14 protein-coding genes are annotated in these 18455 nt (G+C 66.8%); 1 reads left to right on the forward strand and 13 read right to left on the reverse strand.

The window, feature by feature from the left end; genetic code table 11:
• Positions 1-128 precede the first annotated feature (128 nt).
• On the forward strand, positions 129-1199 hold the full coding sequence (locus D5S18_RS00715; RefSeq protein ID WP_120036875.1) for an SPFH domain-containing protein: 1071 nt from the start codon (positions 129-131) through the stop codon (positions 1197-1199).
• Between the two features lie 252 nt (positions 1200-1451).
• Here the strand turns inward: D5S18_RS00715 and D5S18_RS00720 are convergent, their stop codons facing one another.
• From D5S18_RS00720 to D5S18_RS00785, 13 genes are all read right to left on the reverse strand, one after another.
• Positions 1452-6335 carry an NAD-glutamate dehydrogenase gene (locus D5S18_RS00720; protein WP_239003446.1) on the reverse strand — a complete coding sequence of 1628 codons (4884 nt, stop codon included), beginning with the start codon at positions 6333-6335 and terminating at the stop codon, positions 1452-1454.
• A gap of 103 nt (positions 6336-6438) precedes the next feature.
• Positions 6439-7131: a hypothetical protein gene (locus tag D5S18_RS00725; protein WP_147403787.1), complete on the reverse strand. Its 693-nt coding sequence runs from the start codon at positions 7129-7131 to the stop codon at positions 6439-6441.
• Positions 7128-8159, reverse strand: coding sequence for a discoidin domain-containing protein (locus D5S18_RS00730; protein ID WP_120036880.1), 1032 nt, complete (start codon positions 8157-8159; stop codon positions 7128-7130). Before D5S18_RS00730 ends, D5S18_RS00725 begins: the two co-directional genes overlap by 4 nt.
• Positions 8160-8277: 118 nt before the next feature.
• Positions 8278-8631: a helix-turn-helix domain-containing protein gene (locus tag D5S18_RS00735; protein ID WP_239003447.1), complete on the reverse strand. Its 354-nt coding sequence runs from the start codon at positions 8629-8631 to the stop codon at positions 8278-8280.
• A 16-nt stretch (positions 8632-8647) separates the two neighbouring features.
• Positions 8648-10315 (reverse strand): type VII secretion protein EccE, encoded by a 1668-nt coding sequence (eccE, locus tag D5S18_RS00740; RefSeq protein WP_120036884.1) that lies wholly within the window; start codon positions 10313-10315, stop codon positions 8648-8650.
• Between the two features lie 2 nt (positions 10316-10317).
• Positions 10318-11676: a type VII secretion-associated serine protease mycosin gene (gene mycP / locus D5S18_RS00745; protein WP_120036886.1), complete on the reverse strand. Its 1359-nt coding sequence runs from the start codon at positions 11674-11676 to the stop codon at positions 10318-10320.
• Positions 11676-13196, reverse strand: coding sequence for a type VII secretion integral membrane protein EccD (eccD, locus tag D5S18_RS00750; RefSeq protein WP_239003448.1), 1521 nt, complete (start codon positions 13194-13196; stop codon positions 11676-11678). The genes mycP and eccD overlap by 1 nt, the downstream gene beginning before the upstream one ends.
• Positions 13193-14974 carry a MinD/ParA family ATP-binding protein gene (locus D5S18_RS35530; protein ID WP_239003449.1) on the reverse strand — a complete coding sequence of 594 codons (1782 nt, stop codon included), beginning with the start codon at positions 14972-14974 and terminating at the stop codon, positions 13193-13195. The genes eccD and D5S18_RS35530 overlap by 4 nt, the downstream gene beginning before the upstream one ends.
• A gap of 26 nt (positions 14975-15000) precedes the next feature.
• A complete protein-coding gene (locus D5S18_RS00765; RefSeq protein ID WP_120036892.1) occupies positions 15001-15834 on the reverse strand; it encodes an ESX secretion-associated protein EspG in 834 nt (277 codons plus the stop codon).
• A 4-nt stretch (positions 15835-15838) separates the two neighbouring features.
• The gene (locus D5S18_RS00770; RefSeq protein ID WP_147403788.1) at positions 15839-16162 is read right to left on the reverse strand and encodes a hypothetical protein; all 324 of its coding nucleotides are present in this window, start codon (positions 16160-16162) and stop codon (positions 15839-15841) included.
• Between the two features lie 38 nt (positions 16163-16200).
• Entirely contained in the window at positions 16201-16533 is a 333-nt protein-coding gene (locus D5S18_RS00775) for a WXG100 family type VII secretion target (RefSeq protein ID WP_120036896.1), read from the reverse strand.
• Between the two features lie 49 nt (positions 16534-16582).
• Entirely contained in the window at positions 16583-18067 is a 1485-nt protein-coding gene (locus D5S18_RS00780) for a PPE domain-containing protein (RefSeq protein WP_120036898.1), read from the reverse strand.
• An 18-nt stretch (positions 18068-18085) separates the two neighbouring features.
• Complete coding sequence (locus tag D5S18_RS00785) at positions 18086-18376, reverse strand: hypothetical protein (RefSeq protein WP_147403789.1); 291 nt, start codon at positions 18374-18376, stop codon at positions 18086-18088.
• Between the last annotated feature and the right edge of the window lie 79 nt (positions 18377-18455).

An 18455-nucleotide genomic window follows, 5' to 3' on the forward strand; every position in this document is an offset into this window, starting at 1 on the left:
TTAAGTGAGCCGGATCGCTTCCGGGCGGGGTTCACATCTGGGAAAACGCCCGCCTACCAGGTATTGCACAATGGAGCGAGCCGCTGGACAGCGGTACGCTAGTTGAGTCGCCTGCGGATGGAGCACCCATGGCCTGGTTCGAACGCGAGTTCATCGCGGTCCCGGAAGACCGCAAGAACCAACTGGTCTACAAGTGGCCGGATGTGAACATCCGGCGGTTCTCGCGGGTCATCGTCAACGCGGACGAGATCGCACTGTTCGTCAACACCGGCCAGGTGATCGGCGCGATGGGGGCCGGACGGCATCGGCTCGACGCCGACGAACTCCCGGTCCTCGGCGCGCTCGTCGATTCCGTCACCGGCGGCAACTACTACCGCGCCGAACTGTATTTCGTCTCCACCAGGGAGTATTCCGGTATCCGCTTCGGCGGCAGACTGGCCGATATCACCGACCCGGTCAGCGAACAGGTGGTGACGCTGCGGGTATTCGGGGAGTTCGCGCTCACGGTGCGCGATCCGGCCGAACTCATTGTCGCGCTCACCGGCACCGCCGACCTCGCCGATCCGTCCTCGGTGCAGACCTGGTGCTCGGATCTGCTGCTCAAATCCATGAAAATCGCGGTCGCGCAAGGGGTTATGCGCGGCGACTGGCCGGTGCTCGGCATCTCCGCCCAACTCGAGGCCATCGAGGCCGCGGTGCTGCGACAGACCAACACCACACTCTACGAATTCGGGCTGCGCATACCACGCATGGGCAACTTCGATATCTCACTCGCGCCCGACGACGCGGACCGGATCAAACGGTTGGCCAAGGACCGCACCTACATACGGCTCGCAGGCGACTTCCAGCGGTATGCCACCAGCGAAATGGCGCTCGGGGCAGCACAGGGGCTCAGCCACGGCCACGGAATGGACGGCGGGCTGCTCGGGACCGCGCTCGGGATCGGCGCGCTGCAACAGCCCCAGCAGCCGGTGCGCAGTTCTCCCTGGGCCAACGCGGCGCCCAACCCGGAACCCCCGTCCGCGCCGCAGGCAGATTCGACCTGCTCGTCGTGCCGGACGACGAATCCCGTTGGGGCTCGGTTCTGTATGGACTGTGGAGAGCGATTGGCAGCGGCGCTGCATTGTCACGGGTGTGGGGCGGAACTGGCGGCAGTCGCTAAATTCTGCGGTGCGTGCGGGCTGCGGGCCGGGAACTGATCGGGCGCCGATAAGAGTCGGCCGATGGCGCGACCTACGCTTGCCCGCATAGGTTGCGCGGCCGAGACCAGTCCGGAACGTTCAGGGTTGCGAGGTACCGAGTATCGCGGGTAAGCCACGCCCGCAGGCCCGTACGGCGCTCGAGACGATATCCCCGATAGGTGCCATCTCACCCGGCACTGTGAAGCAGCAACCCGCACGACGCGGATAGGACGGTGCCGCAGCGGTTTCCACTGCGGCACCGGATCAACGTCAGGCGGCGGAGTTCGGAACCTCCGTTCCGCTGATCATGCCGCGGACCTGGCGGGCGGCGACCGAGAGGGTGGCCAGGTCGAAACCGTCACCCGCGAAGATCTCGGTGAGGGCGGTGCGGGCGCGCGCGATGCGGGCGCGGTTGGTGGACTCCCAGTATTCGATCTTGTCGGCCACGGTGTCGCGGGATTCGGTGGCCACCAGGACATCCGAGGTGAGCGAGCGCAGGGAGTCGTAGAGGTCGGCACGGACGGACAGGCGGGCCAGGGTGCGCCAGCGGTCGCCGCGGTCGAGGGTGCCGACGGCGGTGAGCAGGCGATCGATCTCGAAGTGGGCATCCAGGGCGTAGTACAGCTCGGCGACCTCGATCAAGTCGCGACCCGCGGCATCGGCGATATCCACCACGTCGAGCAGCGGGAACAGGTAGCCGAGTCGGAATGCCGCCTCCGCCAACTCCTTCGGCATGCCGCGCTGGATGGACGGCTCCGCGCGGCGGGTCAGTTCCTCGGCGAAACGGGCCGGCAGCCAGCTTGGCGCCGTCTGCGCGAGGGTCCGGATGCCGTCCCGGTAGCGGGTGACGGCGGCCGCGACGGCAAGGGGCTGTGGGCGATTGGCCAACAGCCAGCGCGAGGCGCGATCGAGGGTGCGCTTGGTCTCGAGTTCGAGTTCATCCCGAATGGCCGCCGATATCGGTGCGGTGCGAATTCGCTGCCACAGGTCGCGCAGCTCGAAGATCTCGACGGCGGCGGTGTAGGCGCGGACCGCATCGGCCGCGTCCGCACCGGTCTGCTCGGCCAGACGGAAGGCGTAGGTGATGCCGCCGTGGTCGACCATATCGTTGACGACGGTGGTCGCGACGATCTCACGACGCAGCGGGTGTCGTTTGATCTCGGCGGCGAAACGCTCGCGCAGCGGGGTCGGGAAGTAGGCGGGCAGGACGTCGGCGAAGGCCGGGCTGTCCGGCAGGTCACCGGCAAGCAGCTCGGACTTCAGCGAAAGTTTTACGTGCGCCATGAGATTCGCCAGTTCCGGCGAGGTGAGGCCGCGGCCGTCGATAGTGCGACGCTCCATGGCCGCGTCGGAGGGCAGGGCCTCCAGACCTCGATCCAATCCGTGGCGCTGTTCCAGGTCGGTGATGAGGCGGCGATGCACGGTGACCAGTGGGGCGGCTTCGGCTCGGGACATGCCCATGCCGAAGTTCTGGTTGATGTTGTCCCGCAAGACCAACTGTGAGACTTCGTCGGTCATCGAGGCCAGCAATGGATTGCGCTCCGCCTCGGGGAGACCACCGCTGGAGACGACGCCATCGAGGAGGACCTTGATATTCACCTCGTGGTCCGAGCAATCCACACCGGCGGAGTTGTCGAGGGCGTCAGTGTTCATCTTGCCGCCGTTGCGGCAGAACTCGATCCGCCCCAGCGCCGTCGCACCCAGATTCCCGCCCTCACCAACAACCTTCACCCGCAACTGATCACCATTGACCCGGACACTGTCGTTCGACTTGTCCCCCACCTCGGCGTTCGACTCCGTCGACGCCTTGATGTATGTGCCGATACCGCCATTCCACAACAACCCCACCGGAGCCAACAGAATCGCCCGGACAAGCTCCGGCGGCGCCAACGCGGTGACCTCATCACCCAGACCCAGTGCCCGTCGGACCTCGGGCGAGATCGGCACCGACTTGACCGTTTTGTCGAAGACGCCACCACCTTCGCTGATCAGCGATGTGTCGTAGTCGGCCCACGACGAGCGGGGCAGGGTGAACATCCGCTCCCGCTCCCGGAACGACACCGCCGCATCGGGATCCGGATCCAAGAAGATGTGCCGGTGATCGAACGCCGCGACCAAACGAATATGTTCCGAGAGCAACATGCCGTTGCCGAACACGTCACCGGACATGTCACCCACGCCGACCACCGTGAAATCCGAGGTCTGAGTGTCGATTCCGAGTTCGAGGAAGTGGCGTTTGACCGACTCCCAGGCTCCCTTGGCGGTGATACCCATCGCCTTGTGGTCATACCCGGCTGACCCACCCGAGGCGAACGCGTCACCGAGCCAGAACCCGTACCGTTTGGCCACATCATTGGCGATATCGGAGAACGTCGCCGTCCCCTTGTCCGCCGCCACCACCAAATACGTGTCGTCACCGTCATGACGAACAACCCGCTCCGGCGCCACAACTTTGCCCGTCAGGTGCTCGACATTGTCGGTCACATCCAACAAACCGGAGATAAATGTGCGATAGCACTCGACGCCTTCTGATCCCAGTGCCTGACGATCCCGCACCGGATCACCGGTCGCCGCAGGCGGTCGCTTGACTACGAACCCGCCCTTCGCGCCCACCGGTACGATCACCGCGTTCTTAACGGCCTGCGCTTTGACCAGCCCGAGGATCTCGGTCCGGAAGTCCTCCAGGCGATCCGACCAGCGGAGTCCGCCTCGCGCCACGGACCCGAACCGCAGATGCACACCCTCCACCCGAGGCGAGTACACGAAGATCTCGAACTTCGGACGCGGACGGGGCAATTCGGCGATCTCGCGCGGATCGAATTTGAACGACAGGTAGCCCAGCGGATTCCCGGCAGCGTCGAGTCGGAAGTAGTTGGTGCGCAGGGTGGCTTTGATCAGTCCGAGGATGGCCCGCAGGATCCGATCGGTATCGAGTCCGACGGTGGCGTCGATCTGCGCGCGCAGCCGCGTCTCGATCTCGACCACCCGCAGTGTCGATTCCGGTCCGAAGGTGTCCGGATCGAAGAGGGTGTCGAACAGTTCGATGAAGGTGTGCGCGATCTCCGGATGGGTGACCAGGACCCTGGTGATATTGCCGAAGGTGTAGGCGAATCCGGCCTGGCGCAGATACTTGGCGTAGGCGCGCAGCATGGCGATCTGCCGCCAGTGCAGGCCGGCGCGCAGCACCAGGCCGTTGAGTCCGTCGATCTCGGCCTGCCCGAACCACATTGCCGCGAATGCTTGCGAGAACCACTGCTGCACAGCACTTTCGGCACCGGCTGCGAGCGTCTCCAGGTCGCGGTCGAGCGCGGTGCGCGCGGCGGCGGGAATACGCAGCTCGAAATCGTAGATGCGCCGGTGCGATCCGTCGCGCAGCACCAACTGGTAGGGCTGCTCGTCGACCACCTCCACGCCGAGGCTGTGCAGGACGGGCAGCACGCGGCTCAGCGAGACACCCTGTTCGGCGACGTAGAGCGTGAACCGCCACTCCCCGGCCTGCGCGTCGGGCCGCCGGTACAGCGTGGTGTCCACGCCGTCGACCCGAAGTCGGTCCAGCCGACGCAGATCGGCGAGTGCGCGGTCGGGCTCGACGTCCTGGCGGTAGTTCGCGGGGAATGCGGCCGCGTAGTCCGAGGCGAGCGCGGCGGGCACGGAGGTGTCCGCTGCCGCCTCGGCCAACAGTCGGTCGGCCCACGAGCGAGTGACCTCGAAGAGCAGCCCCTGCACGCGCTCGCAATTGCGCTCGGAGATATCGACGGGAGCGGCGTCGGGTCGCCGGTGCACCGTGAAATACACGACGGCCAAGTCGGATTCGCTGGCGCGCGCCGAGTAGCCGACCCGTTCGCCCGCGAATTCGGCGTGCAGGATCTGCTCCATGCGCAGCCGGATCTCGGTCGAGTAGCGGTCGCGCGGCAGGTAGACCAGGCAGTAGACGGTGTTGTCGCGCGCATCGTGGCGCAGGAACAATCGAACCTGCCTGCGCTGCCCCAAACCGGTGACGGCGGAGACGGTTTCGAAGAGTCGGCGCGCGTCCGTGGCGAACAGCTCGACCCTGGGGAAGGACTGCATCAGCTCCAGCATCGCCTGCCCGGAGAACGAATTCTGTTGCAGCCCAGCCCATTCGATGACCCGGTTGGCACGCCCCGAGACCAACGGAATGTCGAGGACGTTCTCGTGCAGCCCGGTGACGGTGAAGGTGCCGACGAAGACGTGCTCGGACCGCACCACCGGTGAGGCCTCGGCCTCAGAGCGTGCCCCGTCGGCATAGTCGGCCACGCTCAGGAAGCACACATCGCGCGATCCCGGCAGCAGCGTGTCCAACGATCCGCTCGACAGCAGCAGCACCGGCCGCTGCGATCCGACCACATGCGCGCCGACATCCACATTCGACCCGTTGCGCAGCACGCCGAGCCCGGTCCCCGGCACTCGCGCCGGTTCGAAATCGGCCGTCGGGCTCGAGCGCTTGAACCGGTATCCGCTGTAGCCGAGCACGGTGAAGTGCCCATCGGCCAACCAGCGCAACAGCTTCGCGTATTCCGGGATCTCGACATCGGCGATCCGGTCCGCGACGTGATCCAGGCGGGCCGCCACCATGCGCAGTGCCTCGAGCATGGTCGGCGTATCCCGCGCCACCTGCCGCAGGTCCGCCAGCAGCGGCGGCAGCGCCGCCTCGATGCGCGCCACCGTCGCCTCGTCGAGCGGACCGCCGAGCTGCACATGCATCCAGGACTCCGCCTGTGTACGCCCGGCCGCCGGTACACCGACCGATGTGCCGTCACCCGCAGGCGCGATGGTCCGCAGCCTGCCCGCCTCGTCGCGCGCCACATCGAAGATCGGGTGCACCACCTCGGTCACGATCACCCCGAGTTCGCGCAGCGCTCCCGTCACCGACTCCACCAGCAGCGGCATATCGTCGTTCACGATCTGCACGGCGGCCCCCAACCCGCTGTCGTCCCCGGACCGATACACCCGGATGCTGGCCGCCCCCGCTTCCCGCTGCGCGGCCAAATCCAGGTGGTGCCGCAGGATCTGCTCGGCTCGATCCGCGATCGTCGGCGCGGTCCCCGGTTGTATCCATCGAAAATAGGCAGCGGCCAGATCCCCCGAGTCCTCCCCGAAGCGCCGCGCCGATATCGGTTGCTGGGTGGTTGTCACGATCCGCGCCTTCCGGAATCCGAGCCGGCCGAACCGCCGAGCCCGAGTGCTACCTGAACAATGAGCCGTTATTTAACGGCACATTGAGGAGTGTAGTACGAACTCAGAAGAGTAGCCCGGAGCGGGAAATGAAGGCCTGAGCTGCGCCGCGACTGGCGAAAGTGCCGGTCTCCAAACGCAGACCGCTGCGGGTATCGGCGAACATGACATTGGCGGATGGTCCGATCGCGACGAAGGTGCGACCACCCGAGATCGGTTGCGCGCCTTGCGCTTGCCACTTCGCGATCACGCCTTGCAAGCGGTCCGGCGCACCCTGCTGGAGGTAGACCGTCAGGTCGGCGCCACCCGCGATCCCCCCGTTCAACAACGGATTGTTCGCCATGATGACGCACTTCTCATCCGCGTCCGGTGACGAGAACGGCCGGCAGTTGAGCGCGGAACGCACCATGTCGGGCATGGTCGGCACGGCGGGCAAGCTCGACAGCGAGGGCAGATGGGCCACACAGGAGCGAACCCCGAGCACCGCCAACACCCCGAGCATGACCGTGAACAGCAGCGCGATCCGCAGGGGTCGACGCGAATGCCGCTGCCCGACAAAGGATTCCAACCGTTCCTCGAGGCTGTTGCCTGCTCGGGCAACCGGGATCGGCTCGACCATTCGCGGACCGACCGTCGGCGCCGCGATCGGGGCCGCGGGAGCGGCACGCGCCACGGTAAGCGGCGCACCACAATTGGCGCAGGTGGCATCGGTGGAGCGGCTGGGATGCGAGCAGTACTGACAGATCGGCTGCGTCATTGGCCCGTCACCACTATCGAGGAGATGGCCGTCGTATTGACGGCCGCGTCGCCCTTGGATTTGAGGATGGTCAAGGTGATCTTGGAGGTGCGCACCGGAGGTTCGATCTTGGTGGTCACCAGGATGCGCTGATCCAGCGTCTGCTGACTGTAGGTCTTGCCATTGTCGAATTGGTACGAAACCAGGCTGACCGTACGGTATTTCGACCACTGGTCGGCGCCGTCGGATCCGATCTGGTCCCAACCGGGCACGATGCCGATCGAATCGACATCGTGCGCGCCGCCCAGATCAATGGTCAGCACCTGGCCGTCGAGCCGATAGGCCCGAATGCACGACCATGCCTTGCCGGTTTGCCCACCGAAAGCGTCCATCGGCGGTGTGCTGCCCGCTGGGCAGTGCGCCTGCGCCGCGCGCACCGTCAGTGGTTTGCCCGCCGCGGGTGCGGCGGGGGTCTCGCTCTTCGGCGCGGCGCTCGGCGCGGGTTGCGCCGAGGGGACGACCAGTGCCTGCTTCTCGTTGCCCCCGCCATTGGACAGGGCGAGCGTGATGACCAGCAACGCCACGACCACTGCGGCGATCCCGAGCAGCACCCTGGGCCGCTTGAGTTTCGACACCAGCCCGCGCGCCTGTTCGAGCGCGGGACCGACCCGGTCACCAACAGCCGGTTTCGGCTCGGGCTCGGGCGGTTCCGGCTCGGGAGGCCGGCCGGTGAGCGCCGAGAGTTCGGCGGACAAACCCGCGGGCTCCGACTCCAGGCCGTGCCCACTGAGCAGCGCGTTGATCCGATCGCTTGCCCGCGCGCGCCGCGGCGTGGACACCGGTGCGCTGGGCGGCGCGGGCGGCGCCGCGACGCTGAGGATCGATGGGTCGACATCCGTCGCGAACAGCGGACCGAGGGAGAGGTCCTCGATCATCGGTGGAACCGATGGCGCGCCGACGGGTGGCCCGAGGGCCGGATCCGCGAGCAGTGCGTCCAGAATCGCGCCGCGATGGCGCAGAATCACATCTCCCGCATCCGAATCCGGCATATCCGGGATGTTATCCAGCGCGATCGCGGCGACGGATCACGCAAACTTCCCATGAATGGGAAGGATTATCGACCCAGAAAACGGACAAAAGTCCGCCCGACACCCGACGGAAATCTGCTCAGCCCCGACCGTTCTCGGACACGAAATACTCCGGTGGCACATCGAATACCCGCGCCAGCGCGATGATCAGATCCAGCCGGGGGATGGCATCGCCGTGGATGAGTCGGTACAGCCCCGACTGCGAGACCGGGACGTCCGGATAGGCCAACTCCAAGTGCTGGGCCAGGGAGTACAGCGTCAGCGAGCGCATGGAGCCGTCCTCGGTGGATACCGAGGATTCGGCGATGAGTTGGGCGAGGCGACTCGAGAACAGCGCCGCCGCGGCTTGTCTCGGGGTCAGCGCGGCTTCGTCTTCCCGGTGTTCGAGTTCGCCGCTGTCGGGTTGGAAGTCCGCTACCACACCGACCGACATTACCGCCTCCATTTGCTCATCCTGTTCGACCGGCGTCCGCCGCCAGCGGCACCGGCGGCACCGGCGCGGCGACATAGCGGGTCTCGCCCCTCGGTTCGATCAGGTCGACCCGAACCGTTCGCATGGGAATTCTGACATCGACCACCGACGCGGCGACCTGATCGATGGCCAGGTCGGCCTGAGCGCGCCGGGGCGCGCCCGGTTCGGCGATGGTCATGGTGGTCTGCGCGGTCGAGGCTCCCGCGGGCATCTTGTCGAAGACCGCGATCGTCGCGGCGCCTGCCCCGCTCTGCCCGGTGGACACACCGTCGGAAATCAAACGCAGCGAACGCGCGTCGCCCACCGCCGCGACCAACTGCCGCCAGCGATCGGGACGCGCCGTATGCACCTCCACCTCCGCGCCGACCACCGTCGCGCGCAGGACGATCTGCTGGGCCACCGGCAATTCCGCGTGGATATCGATGGTCCGGCGGCGCGGGTTGTACGGCGCGGGATCGAAAAGCGGAAGGGCTAGCGTATGGCGCGGTTGGCCACTGATCGACCCGAGAATCTGCCCGCTCGGGCCGATGGCGATGCGCAATTCGGAGAGCAACCCCGCCGGTGCGCCGTCGGCCGAGGGCGCCATCCCCGCGAGGGCGGGTATCGGTGTGCCGGTGGGCAGGGAAGCCATGAGGCCGGCCGACTGCATACCGCTGAGCGGGCGCAGATAGTCGGGCAGCGGGTCCTCGACGGCCGGGCCGACGAAGCGGACCAGGCCCCTGGGGTGCTCGCCCGAGCCGGACAGACTGACCATCACCGTGGTCTGGCCGCGATTCCACGACCAACAGTCGTCCAGATCGATACCTTCCAAGCGCGTCCAGTCGATACGGAAACTCGTCACGCAGCGACCGGGGGTTGAAGTGGTCAAACAGGTCCATCGCTCGGTCAGGTCGGACAGCTCCACACCGGAGTGCAGCAGTCGCGAGGCCTCCCCCACCGCGGACGCGGGCAGCGCGTGCGCGATGATGCCCTGCTCGCGCAGTCGGCCCGCGATACGAAATGCCGCGGTGGCCAACGCCTTCGGCGCGACCACCGCGCTGGGGCCGCGCTGGGCCAAGGCGGGTAGGTTGCGCTCCTGATCGAGTCGGACCACCAACCAGGTCAGCCGATTGCCGACCACCGGATGCGATCCGATCAACTGGTCGTAGAGCAGACTGTAACTGCCGGTCGACCGGACCCGCTGCCCCGTGGTCACGATATCGATCTCGACCGCGATCCCGAATTGATCCAGCAGCGGGACCAGCAACTCCACTGGAACGGTGTCCTCGGTGTATACGGTCTGCTCGGCGATCACCGTCGGTAGATCCAGATCGGGGGCTACCTGAATCATCGCGACGAGAGTCGTTCCGTCCGTGCGGATTCCGCACACCCCGGCGGCCACCCGAATATCGGTGAGCGTCGCGCGTCCCGTCAGCAGGCGCGCTCGGGCGGCGCGGCCGAATCGGAACTCCAGCCAGTCGGTGGTCCATCGCAGCGGTGTGCGTCCCGCGACGCGCACTCCGACGACGATCAATGCCACCGTAGCCAGACTCACGCAGGACCACAGCGGCGTATGCCCGTACATTCCCACCAAAACCACGCTGCCACCAACCACCGTCGCGCCGAACGGCCCGCGATCGACCCGGCCGATCCGAACACTCGGCATCCTCACCGGCGCCTCCGCAACAACTCCAGGCCGTGTGCGGCCGAACCGAACACCAACGCCGCGACTATCGCCCCCAGCGCATGTGTCGCCAGCCGTTTGTCCTCGGGACGCGGCGGGTCCGGCAGGACCAGCGCCCGCGACTCGTAGATGCCGGTCGCCGCGACCGGCGCGGACCGAAAGCTCAGCGCCGCGAGCGGATCGATCATGCCGGAGCCGACCGCGTTGTCCACGCCGCGGGCCGGTGCGTGCGCACCGGCCCGTAGTCGCGCGATCACATCGGCGGGTGTCTCGTTCGGATATCGGGACCGAACCAGCGCCGCCACCCCGCTGACATACGCCGCGGCGAACGACGCCCCGCCGACCGGCACCAGTTTGTCCGGCGCGCCGACACCATTGATCAACCCGCCACCACCGGGGCCGAGCGATTCGACGCCGACTCCCGGCGCCGCGATCGAAACCCACGGTCCGATCAGTGAATCCGGTATGGGCGTGCCATTGGAGCCGGTGAATCCGACCGTCAGCACCTCGGAGTCGTACCAGCCGGGCGTGGCGATCGTCTTGACCCCGTTCCAATTGCGCGGATCGGCGGGCCGAGTCGGATCGATATCCGGATTCTGTTGGCAGCCTTGGTTTCCGGTGTCGCCCGCACCGGTGACGATGAGCGCGCCGCGCTGATGGACGGCATAGCCGATCGCGAGGGCCAGCATCGACTGATCCACGCCCAGATCGGCGGGTAGGCAGATCGGCAGCGATACCGTGATCACACCGGCGCCCAGGTTGGCGGCGTGGGTGATGGCCCGCGCCAACGTTCTGATCTGCAAGCTGAGCTGCTGGAGCTGGTCGAAGTTCTGCGGGGGTTTGTCGAAGGTGAAGGCTCCGGAGCGAACCCGGATCGAGATCACGCGCGCGTCCGGAGCGACGCCGACGAATCCGTCGGTGGGAGCGCCTGCGGCACCGATGATTCCGGCGATCAGCGTGCCGTGCGCATCACAGTCGGCCAGCCCGTCCCCGCCGCCGAGAACGTAGTCGCCGCCGCCGACCAGATTCGGCAGTCGCGGATTCGCCGATACCCCGGTGTCGAGCACCGCGACCGTCACTCCGGCGCCCTGGCTCAGCGACCGGGCGCGCCGCAGTTCGAGCGCCGCCTCCGCAGGCGGCGCCTGGGTGAGGTCGCTGTCGCGCAGCACCCCGGCGGCCAGACATGCGTTGTTTTGTTTGGTCGGCATCTCCGGTCCGGGTGGATCGTCGGCCGGGACCGGACCGACGAGGGCCTGCGGCGGTTCCACCGCACCCGCCGTTCCCGTCGCACCGGCCAACACCAATCCGGTCAGCGCGACGGCGACCAGTTTCCGCATCCGCATCAAATGCCTCGCATGGCGGTGTAGACACCCATGACCCACACCGCGATGACCGGGACGACCAGGATCAGCGCGTATTCGAACAGATCGATCACCCGTCGCGTCACCGGGGACAGCCGCCGCCCCGGAAGCTGTATCGCCGCGACACATCCCGCGACACCCGCCGCCGCGACCACCAACACGACAACCATCCGGGCGATCGGAGTCGTATAGGCGTCGACCAGGACCCAGGCGGTGCCCAACAGGGTCACGGTGGCCCCGACGATCAGCGAAATCGCCTGCACCCGATCGGGATACCAGCGAGCGCGCAGCATCAGCAGACCCGTGACCGCCGCCGCCAGCACGATCTCCCGGATTCCGCCGGGACTCGCGGCCGCCGCGACCACCGTGCCGATCGACAGCAGCGCCGCGAATCCCGCGATCGCGCCGCGCAGGCTGATCACCGCGAGCCGGGCCCGCTGCTCGATGCCGACGCCCTCGCGAACCCGCTCGGGTTCGTTGTCGGACTGGCCATCGGCCTCGGCCCGTGTCTGCGCGGATTCGGTCTCGAAGATATCGGTGAGGGTGCCCGGCGACACCTCGTTGCCGGGGTCGGGCAGATCCGGCGGCCGGATGCGGGCGATCACCACCGCCAGACGCGGGGCCGAGGTGAGCAGGATCAGTCCGATCAACACCGCGCCACCCGCGACCTGGCGAACCGCCAGATGCAGGTAGACCAGTGGCAGCAGGGCGATGGTCGCCGTCACCGCGAGCGCGGTCACGGCCATCAGCGTCGCGATCCCGCCATTCGTTCGACGCAGCATGGTCACGGCGGCGGCGACAACGAAGGCCGCGCCCGCCGTCAGGTTCGCCGGACCGAATGCCCCCGGCACGTCATAGGGCGGGGGCACGAGCATCGCGCCACCGACGAACAGCAGCGGCAGCACCGACAGCGTGAACCCGAGACACACCAGGGGCGGAAATCCCCTGCGCCGGACCTGAATCGCGGCGATCCAGCACGCGAGCGCGAGCGCGAGCGCGGGGACGCCGCACCACAGCAGCGATCCGGTCCTGGTCCAGGACCACGACAGCGCGCCCGCGCAGGCCAACGAGATCAGGCCCAGTCCGAAAACGCCTACCCGAGCGGTGGTTTCGGCATCGAACTCCGCGAACTCGCGCTCATTGGTCAGCGCGAGGGCGTCGGTGATGTCCTCCACCAAAGGCGTGAACACCTCGGCGGATTCGACGGCCGAGAGCATGAGCACCGCGCCGTCGACCACGTCGTCCTCTTCGAGGGTGCGCCAACGGGGCATCGGGGCCTCGCCTGGACGAGCCAGACTCCATTGGCCGACAGGCGGATTGAAATCGACCGACTCGTCCTTGATGGCCGCGGCGAGCACACCGATCAGATCGTCGATGAAGGTCTCGATGGAGAATTTGGTCGGCAACACCACATCGACCTGATAGGTGGCCACCATCACGGCGACGCGAGCCCGCACCACCTCGGCGGTGGCGGGGCTCGCGGTGGGCGCTGCGGCGGTCATCGCCATCCTCCTCGGTCCGGACCGCCCGCCATATAGGTCGGGAAGCCGTCGGCCATGGCGGCCGCCAAATCCTCGAAGGCGAGCGCGGTGTCCTCGCCGAGCAGGCGCAGATCTATCTCGCCGCCTTCGGCCAGGTGCGGATCGTAGGGCACCGTGCAGGTCGGCCGCTGCGCGTTGGCGAACAGGTTCTCGATCGCCTCGACGGCGACGATCGGCTTGTCCGGGCGATGGTGCACGATCGAAATGATCGACTTGGTGACCAACCGGTCCATGCCGTGCGAACTGAGCCAATTGATGGTGGCGACCGCACCGGTCACCCCGCCCACGGTGGCCGGGGTGACCACGACGACGGCGTCACTGGTCCGCAGCACCGACGCGGTGGCCGAATCCAGCACTCCCGTACCGCAATCCACGATCAGCAGGTTGTAGTGGCGGCGCAGGATATCGACGCCGAGCACGTACTCCTCGCCGGAGAGCGCGGAACTCGCCTCGGTCGACCACGGCGAGGCGACCACCGCGAGATCGGCGGAATTGATCGCGGTGAACGACTGCACCGCCGAATACGCGTCGAGATTCGCGGCCTGGGCGAGGTCGCGCAGGGTCAGGCCATAGGGATGGCGGCAGGTGCGGGTGGCCAGGTCACCGAAATCCGGATTGGCATCGACGGCGACGACCCGGTCGGCCCGAATCTTGGCGAAGGTGGAGCCGAGGGTGGCCGCGACGGTGGTGCGGCCGACGCCGCCCTTCACGCTTATCACCGCGATCTGATAGGTGGTGGTGAGCTGGCGGCGGATCCGCGCGCGGCGATCCTCGGTGCGCTGTTCGGCGGGCGAGAGCCCGAATTTGAAGCCGACCTTGTTGAGCGCGCCGCGCATGCCCGCATTCGATTGCAGGTGTGCGCGTTTGGCGGCGGCGATATCGGCGAACAGTTCCATCGAGGTGAACGCGGCGGGCAGCACCTCGACGCGTTGGGCCTCGGTCTGTTCGAAGACCGGACGCTCGATACGGTCCGGCAGGTGTGGGGGATTCTGCTCGGCGAAATGCGCCGGTTGGGGCGCGCTGTGCACCATCGGGGTCCAACCGACACCGGGTTGGCTCGTATTCGCCTCGGGTTGTGCCTGATTCATCGGCAGATAGGTGACCCCTGCGTTGGGCGGTGGCGCGAAGGTCTCGGCAGCCGGATAGCCCTGCGGTTGAATGGGATTGGCTTCGGAGGTGTTCCACGGAGGGCTCGGTGGGATGGAATTCGCCTGCGACAAGGTCGGACTAGCGAACGACGGCGGTGCCGAGGGCACGTACGTGGACTGCGTCGGATCGGCGGGCGGAACATGGGATTGCGGCGCTACGTTTCCAGACGGAACGAAACTGGTATCGATCGGCGGCTGGGGCTGGTCCGATGTCGAATCGGGCGCACTCGGCTGCGGGTTGTGCGAGATCACCGGCGGCTCGACCCGGCCACCGTTGGGCAGGTCCGGTTCCAAGTTCAACATGCGCGGTGGCATTGCGGCCGAGTGGATCTGCGAGGCCGGCTCGGGATTCAGCCCGCTGCTCATCGAATCGGGTGGTGGCGAGCCGATTTCACTGCTCTCGGGAGGACGCGCCGCGAAATCCGAGTCGACCGGTCCGGGCGCCGATGGCGCGCTCGCGGACGGCTCGACTCCCGATCCCGCCACCGGAACCGACCCGCCCTGCTGCTCCGGCGAGAAGTAGGCGTCATAGCCGCCGCGCGAGCGCACGGATTCGACGGTGTTGCCGTTGCGGCTCGGTGCTCGGCTCATGTGGTCGTCCTCTCGAGGCGGGCGGGTCAGCGAATTCGGCTGGTATCGAACCAGCTTCGGCCGGGGAGCAATTCGACCAGTGCTTCGACGCCGGTGCGCAGCGCGGCATCGTCGCCGGGAGAGTAGGTGACCCTGGTTTCGCCGTCCAATGCGATGCGCGGGGTCACGGCGAATCGCCCGGATTCGGTGTCGAACACGCTGAAGCACAGGTCCGGCTGGGGATCGGTGCCGTCCTGGTGCTCGATCATCAGTATTTCGGCGCGACGGTGGATCTCGTCGAAAGCCCGACTGAGCACCAGCGCCGAACGCGGGTGCGCGCCCAGTTCCATCAGTGCCCGCCTGCGCTCCTCCTGCTCCTCGGGAAACTCGTGCATCTGTCCGGTGGAAACGGTCAGCGGTTCGAAGGTGAGCGCGGGAGCCGAACCCAGTGCGGCCGCCAGTGCGGCGGCCAGGGTTTCGAGTCCGCGCCCCTCGTGGAAGACCGACTGGATCACCACGTGGTCGTCGGAACGGACCGCGAGGACATGCGTATCCCCATTGCGCACCAGCGACATTCGCAACACCTCGGAGGGTAGCCCGCCGTCGGGTCCCGCCGTGGCGATCCGAGCGGCCAACTCGATATCCGGCCGTGCCAGGCACCGGACCCAGTGTTCGACAACGGGATGTACGCGGCCGTCTTCGAGAATGCCCACTTCGGTGAGTTCCTCGGTGACGACCGCGTACACGCGATCCCGGTCATCGCGCCGGAGAATGTTCGGCCACACCGCCAACACCAGGGGGTAGGTGTCGATGCCGACCAGTTCCCGCAGCAGTAGCGCACCGTCGACATTCAGGTCGATGGCGACCGGATCATCCTCCACCGAGCTATGCTCGCCGCAAGGCGCCGCCGCCGATCATGGCCGCGTTCCTGAAATCAGCATTCTGGAGATGGCCACCGGAACCCGCGGTGATCGAGACCTTCGCGTTGACCCGAGTACCCAACTCCTTGTACTCGTTGAGATCATTTTGAAGCTGATTCCCATAAGCCCGGTACGAATCGGCACCATCACCGGTGAACTCCGACAGCAACGTTTCCTTGAGATTCTCTACACGCTCGAACAGCAAGGCCATTCCAGCGATAATTTGCTGAATACTGTCAGTAGCAGCATCAACATGTTTGAAGTTGATTGAAATTCTACTGTCGTCCATTGTTCACTGCCTTTCTCGAAATAGCTGAAATCGTCGGGTCAGGAAAAGCTGAGGTCGACGACGCTGGATGCGGCGGGAGCCACGCTGTCCATCTCGGCGTTGGCGTCGACGTCCGCGTTGTGGTAGGTCCGGCCCGCGTTGATCAGATCTTGGTGCAGGCTGTCCAGCGTTGTGGCCAACTTCCCACCCAACTCGCGGACCGCGGTGAGCACCTGCTGCGCTTTTGCGCTGGTTGCACCGCTCGATGCGGCGGCGTGCAGATCTCCCTGCGAGCTGTCCAACCGAACCATGAAGGACTCCAACTGCCGACTGCATTCGCTGGTCTCATGCGCCGTGTGTTGCAGCACGGGGAGACTGACTGAAAATGCCATTGAAATTTTTCCTTTCGCATTCGAATGATTCATTCGGCCCCGGTGCGGGCTACCGTGGACGTTCAGTGGTGTCGAGCACCGGTTCGTCCTCGACGTGTTCGATGACGCCGACCAGCACCGGCTCCGGCATCGACTCCTCCCCGCGGTCGGCGTCGTCGTATTCGATGACGCCGATCACCGGCGGACGCTCGAGCACCGGAATTTCTTCCGATACGACGCCGGGCACGAATATCTTGGACGTTTTCTCCTCGTCCTTGTCCCGCCGTCGCCGCATGGTCGCTTTCGATGCCGTCACACCCCGGCGTGGCGCCGTGCGTGCGATCGGACCGCCCGCATTTCCGGTTCCCGCCCCGAATGCCGTCGGGCTTCCCGCGGGTCGCCAATTGGTGGGCATTCGAAATCCGGTCCCCGAGCCGGACATGGTCCCCATCCCGCCGCGCAGCATATTCGCGCCGACGGAACTGCCGAAACCACCCGCATTCAATCCGGCGAGGGTAGACGAATAGGGCGAGGTACCGAGCGGACCGGACTGATCCGCCCCTTCGAACACCCGATCGAAACTGGGGTCGCCGGTGGACGGAATGGACGGTGCGAGATCCGGTGGCGCCGGTTGGTCGCCGGGAGGGAGCTGTTGAGCGGGCGGCTGCGGATCGACGGGCGGCCGCCCCGGTTCGGCGGGCGGCTGACCGGTCTGCGAACCGGAGCCGGGCTGGTTCGGTCCCGGTGCGGGTTGGTTTCCGGACTGACCGCCAGTCCCGCCACCGCCGGGGGTGTGTCCGGAGGACGGCCCGGTGTTGGAATTGTTGAGGTCATGCGGTCCACCGATGCTGGGCGGGACATAGTGCGATCTCGAACCGAACCGATACGACTCGCCGCCCGTTCCGGGGCCACCCTCAGCCAACAGGTCACTCACCGGTACCGGACCGGCGCCAGGGGTCGCGATCTGCGGCGCGGGTGTCAGAGCAGGTAGCTGGCCGACAAGACCAACGGCACCCGCCATATAGGAGTTCATGGCCACTGTCGCGCGCGCTTGCAGTATCGAGTAATGAAGTTCGGTGATCGCAAGCGCCGCGGCGGCTCCCGCGCTCGTCGGCGCGGCGGCCGAGAACCCCGCCGCGGCCGCTCGATTGGCAGCCACCTCCTCGGGTTTCGGGGCCATGGCCACGGCGGCGCTGTACAGAACTGCCGCACTCGTCGCGATACCGGCCAATTTCCGGGCGGCCATCGACTGCTGCTGCAACCAATTGGCGTGATCGAGCAGACGCGCCTGCATTTCGGAGCCCGCGAGACTGTCCCAGTGCTCGGCCATATCGCGCACGGTGGCCATCGCATCCGACGCCGCGAAGTCGAGTTGCCCCGCCATGTGGTGATAGCCGGATGCGGTGTCGCCCAGGCTCGTCGCACCCTTGCCGTCACCCCGCAATGCCACGGCGATCACCTCGGGCGGCGCGGCCTCGAACAGGACCATCCCGACCAGGTCGAGCGCCCCCGAGGCGGCTCCGACCAGCATGGCGAGACTGACCGCCTCCGACATAACCGGAACTCCGCTCGCCTAGACCGAACGTGGCGCCGTGGCGGTGACCGCCGCAGCACTGGCCGCATCGGCGGCGGCGTAGGTGATCCCCGCTTCCACCACGGCCGCACTCGCGGGGGTCAGGGTGAGCGCTCCTTCGGCGGTGTGGTCGAGCATCGCCGCACCCGCAGTCCCGAGCACGGTTCTGGCCAGGAATCCGCTGACCGGATCGAATCCGGCAGCCGCCGGGAAGGCAAGGCCACCGGTGGATACCACCGCACCCATGATGGAGGCTTCGATGTCGCCGAGCCGTGCCGCATGGGCAGGCATTCGCGAAGGAGTTACCTTTTCGTGGTCCATGAAAGTCCCCTAGGTGCCTATTTAGCTGGGTGCGACTACAGAAAGAACA

Origin of the sequence: Nocardia panacis, assembly GCF_003598715.1 — a bacterium.
Classification (GTDB): Bacteria; Actinomycetota; Actinomycetes; order Mycobacteriales; family Mycobacteriaceae; genus Nocardia; species Nocardia panacis.

Excerpts from the sequence above, each read along its gene's own strand:
- D5S18_RS00715 (WP_120036875.1), top strand. The coding sequence starts at position 129 with ATGGCCTGGTTCGAACGCGAGTTCATCGCGGTCCCGGAAGACCGCAAG.
- D5S18_RS00725 (WP_147403787.1), bottom strand. The coding sequence starts at position 7,131 with ATGACGCAGCCGATCTGTCAGTACTGCTCGCATCCCAGCCGCTCCACC.
- D5S18_RS00730 (WP_120036880.1), bottom strand. The coding sequence starts at position 8,159 with ATGCCGGATTCGGATGCGGGAGATGTGATTCTGCGCCATCGCGGCGCG.
- D5S18_RS00735 (WP_239003447.1), bottom strand. The coding sequence starts at position 8,631 with ATGTCGGTCGGTGTGGTAGCGGACTTCCAACCCGACAGCGGCGAACTC.
- eccE (WP_120036884.1), bottom strand. The coding sequence starts at position 10,315 with ATGCCGAGTGTTCGGATCGGCCGGGTCGATCGCGGGCCGTTCGGCGCG.
- mycP (WP_120036886.1), bottom strand. The coding sequence starts at position 11,676 with ATGCGGATGCGGAAACTGGTCGCCGTCGCGCTGACCGGATTGGTGTTG.
- eccD (WP_239003448.1), bottom strand. The coding sequence starts at position 13,196 with ATGACCGCCGCAGCGCCCACCGCGAGCCCCGCCACCGCCGAGGTGGTG.
- D5S18_RS35530 (WP_239003449.1), bottom strand. The coding sequence starts at position 14,974 with ATGAGCCGAGCACCGAGCCGCAACGGCAACACCGTCGAATCCGTGCGC.
- D5S18_RS00770 (WP_147403788.1), bottom strand. The coding sequence starts at position 16,162 with ATGGACGACAGTAGAATTTCAATCAACTTCAAACATGTTGATGCTGCT.
- D5S18_RS00775 (WP_120036896.1), bottom strand. The coding sequence starts at position 16,533 with ATGGCATTTTCAGTCAGTCTCCCCGTGCTGCAACACACGGCGCATGAG.
- D5S18_RS00780 (WP_120036898.1), bottom strand. The coding sequence starts at position 18,067 with ATGTCGGAGGCGGTCAGTCTCGCCATGCTGGTCGGAGCCGCCTCGGGG.
- D5S18_RS00785 (WP_147403789.1), bottom strand. The coding sequence starts at position 18,376 with ATGCCTGCCCATGCGGCACGGCTCGGCGACATCGAAGCCTCCATCATG.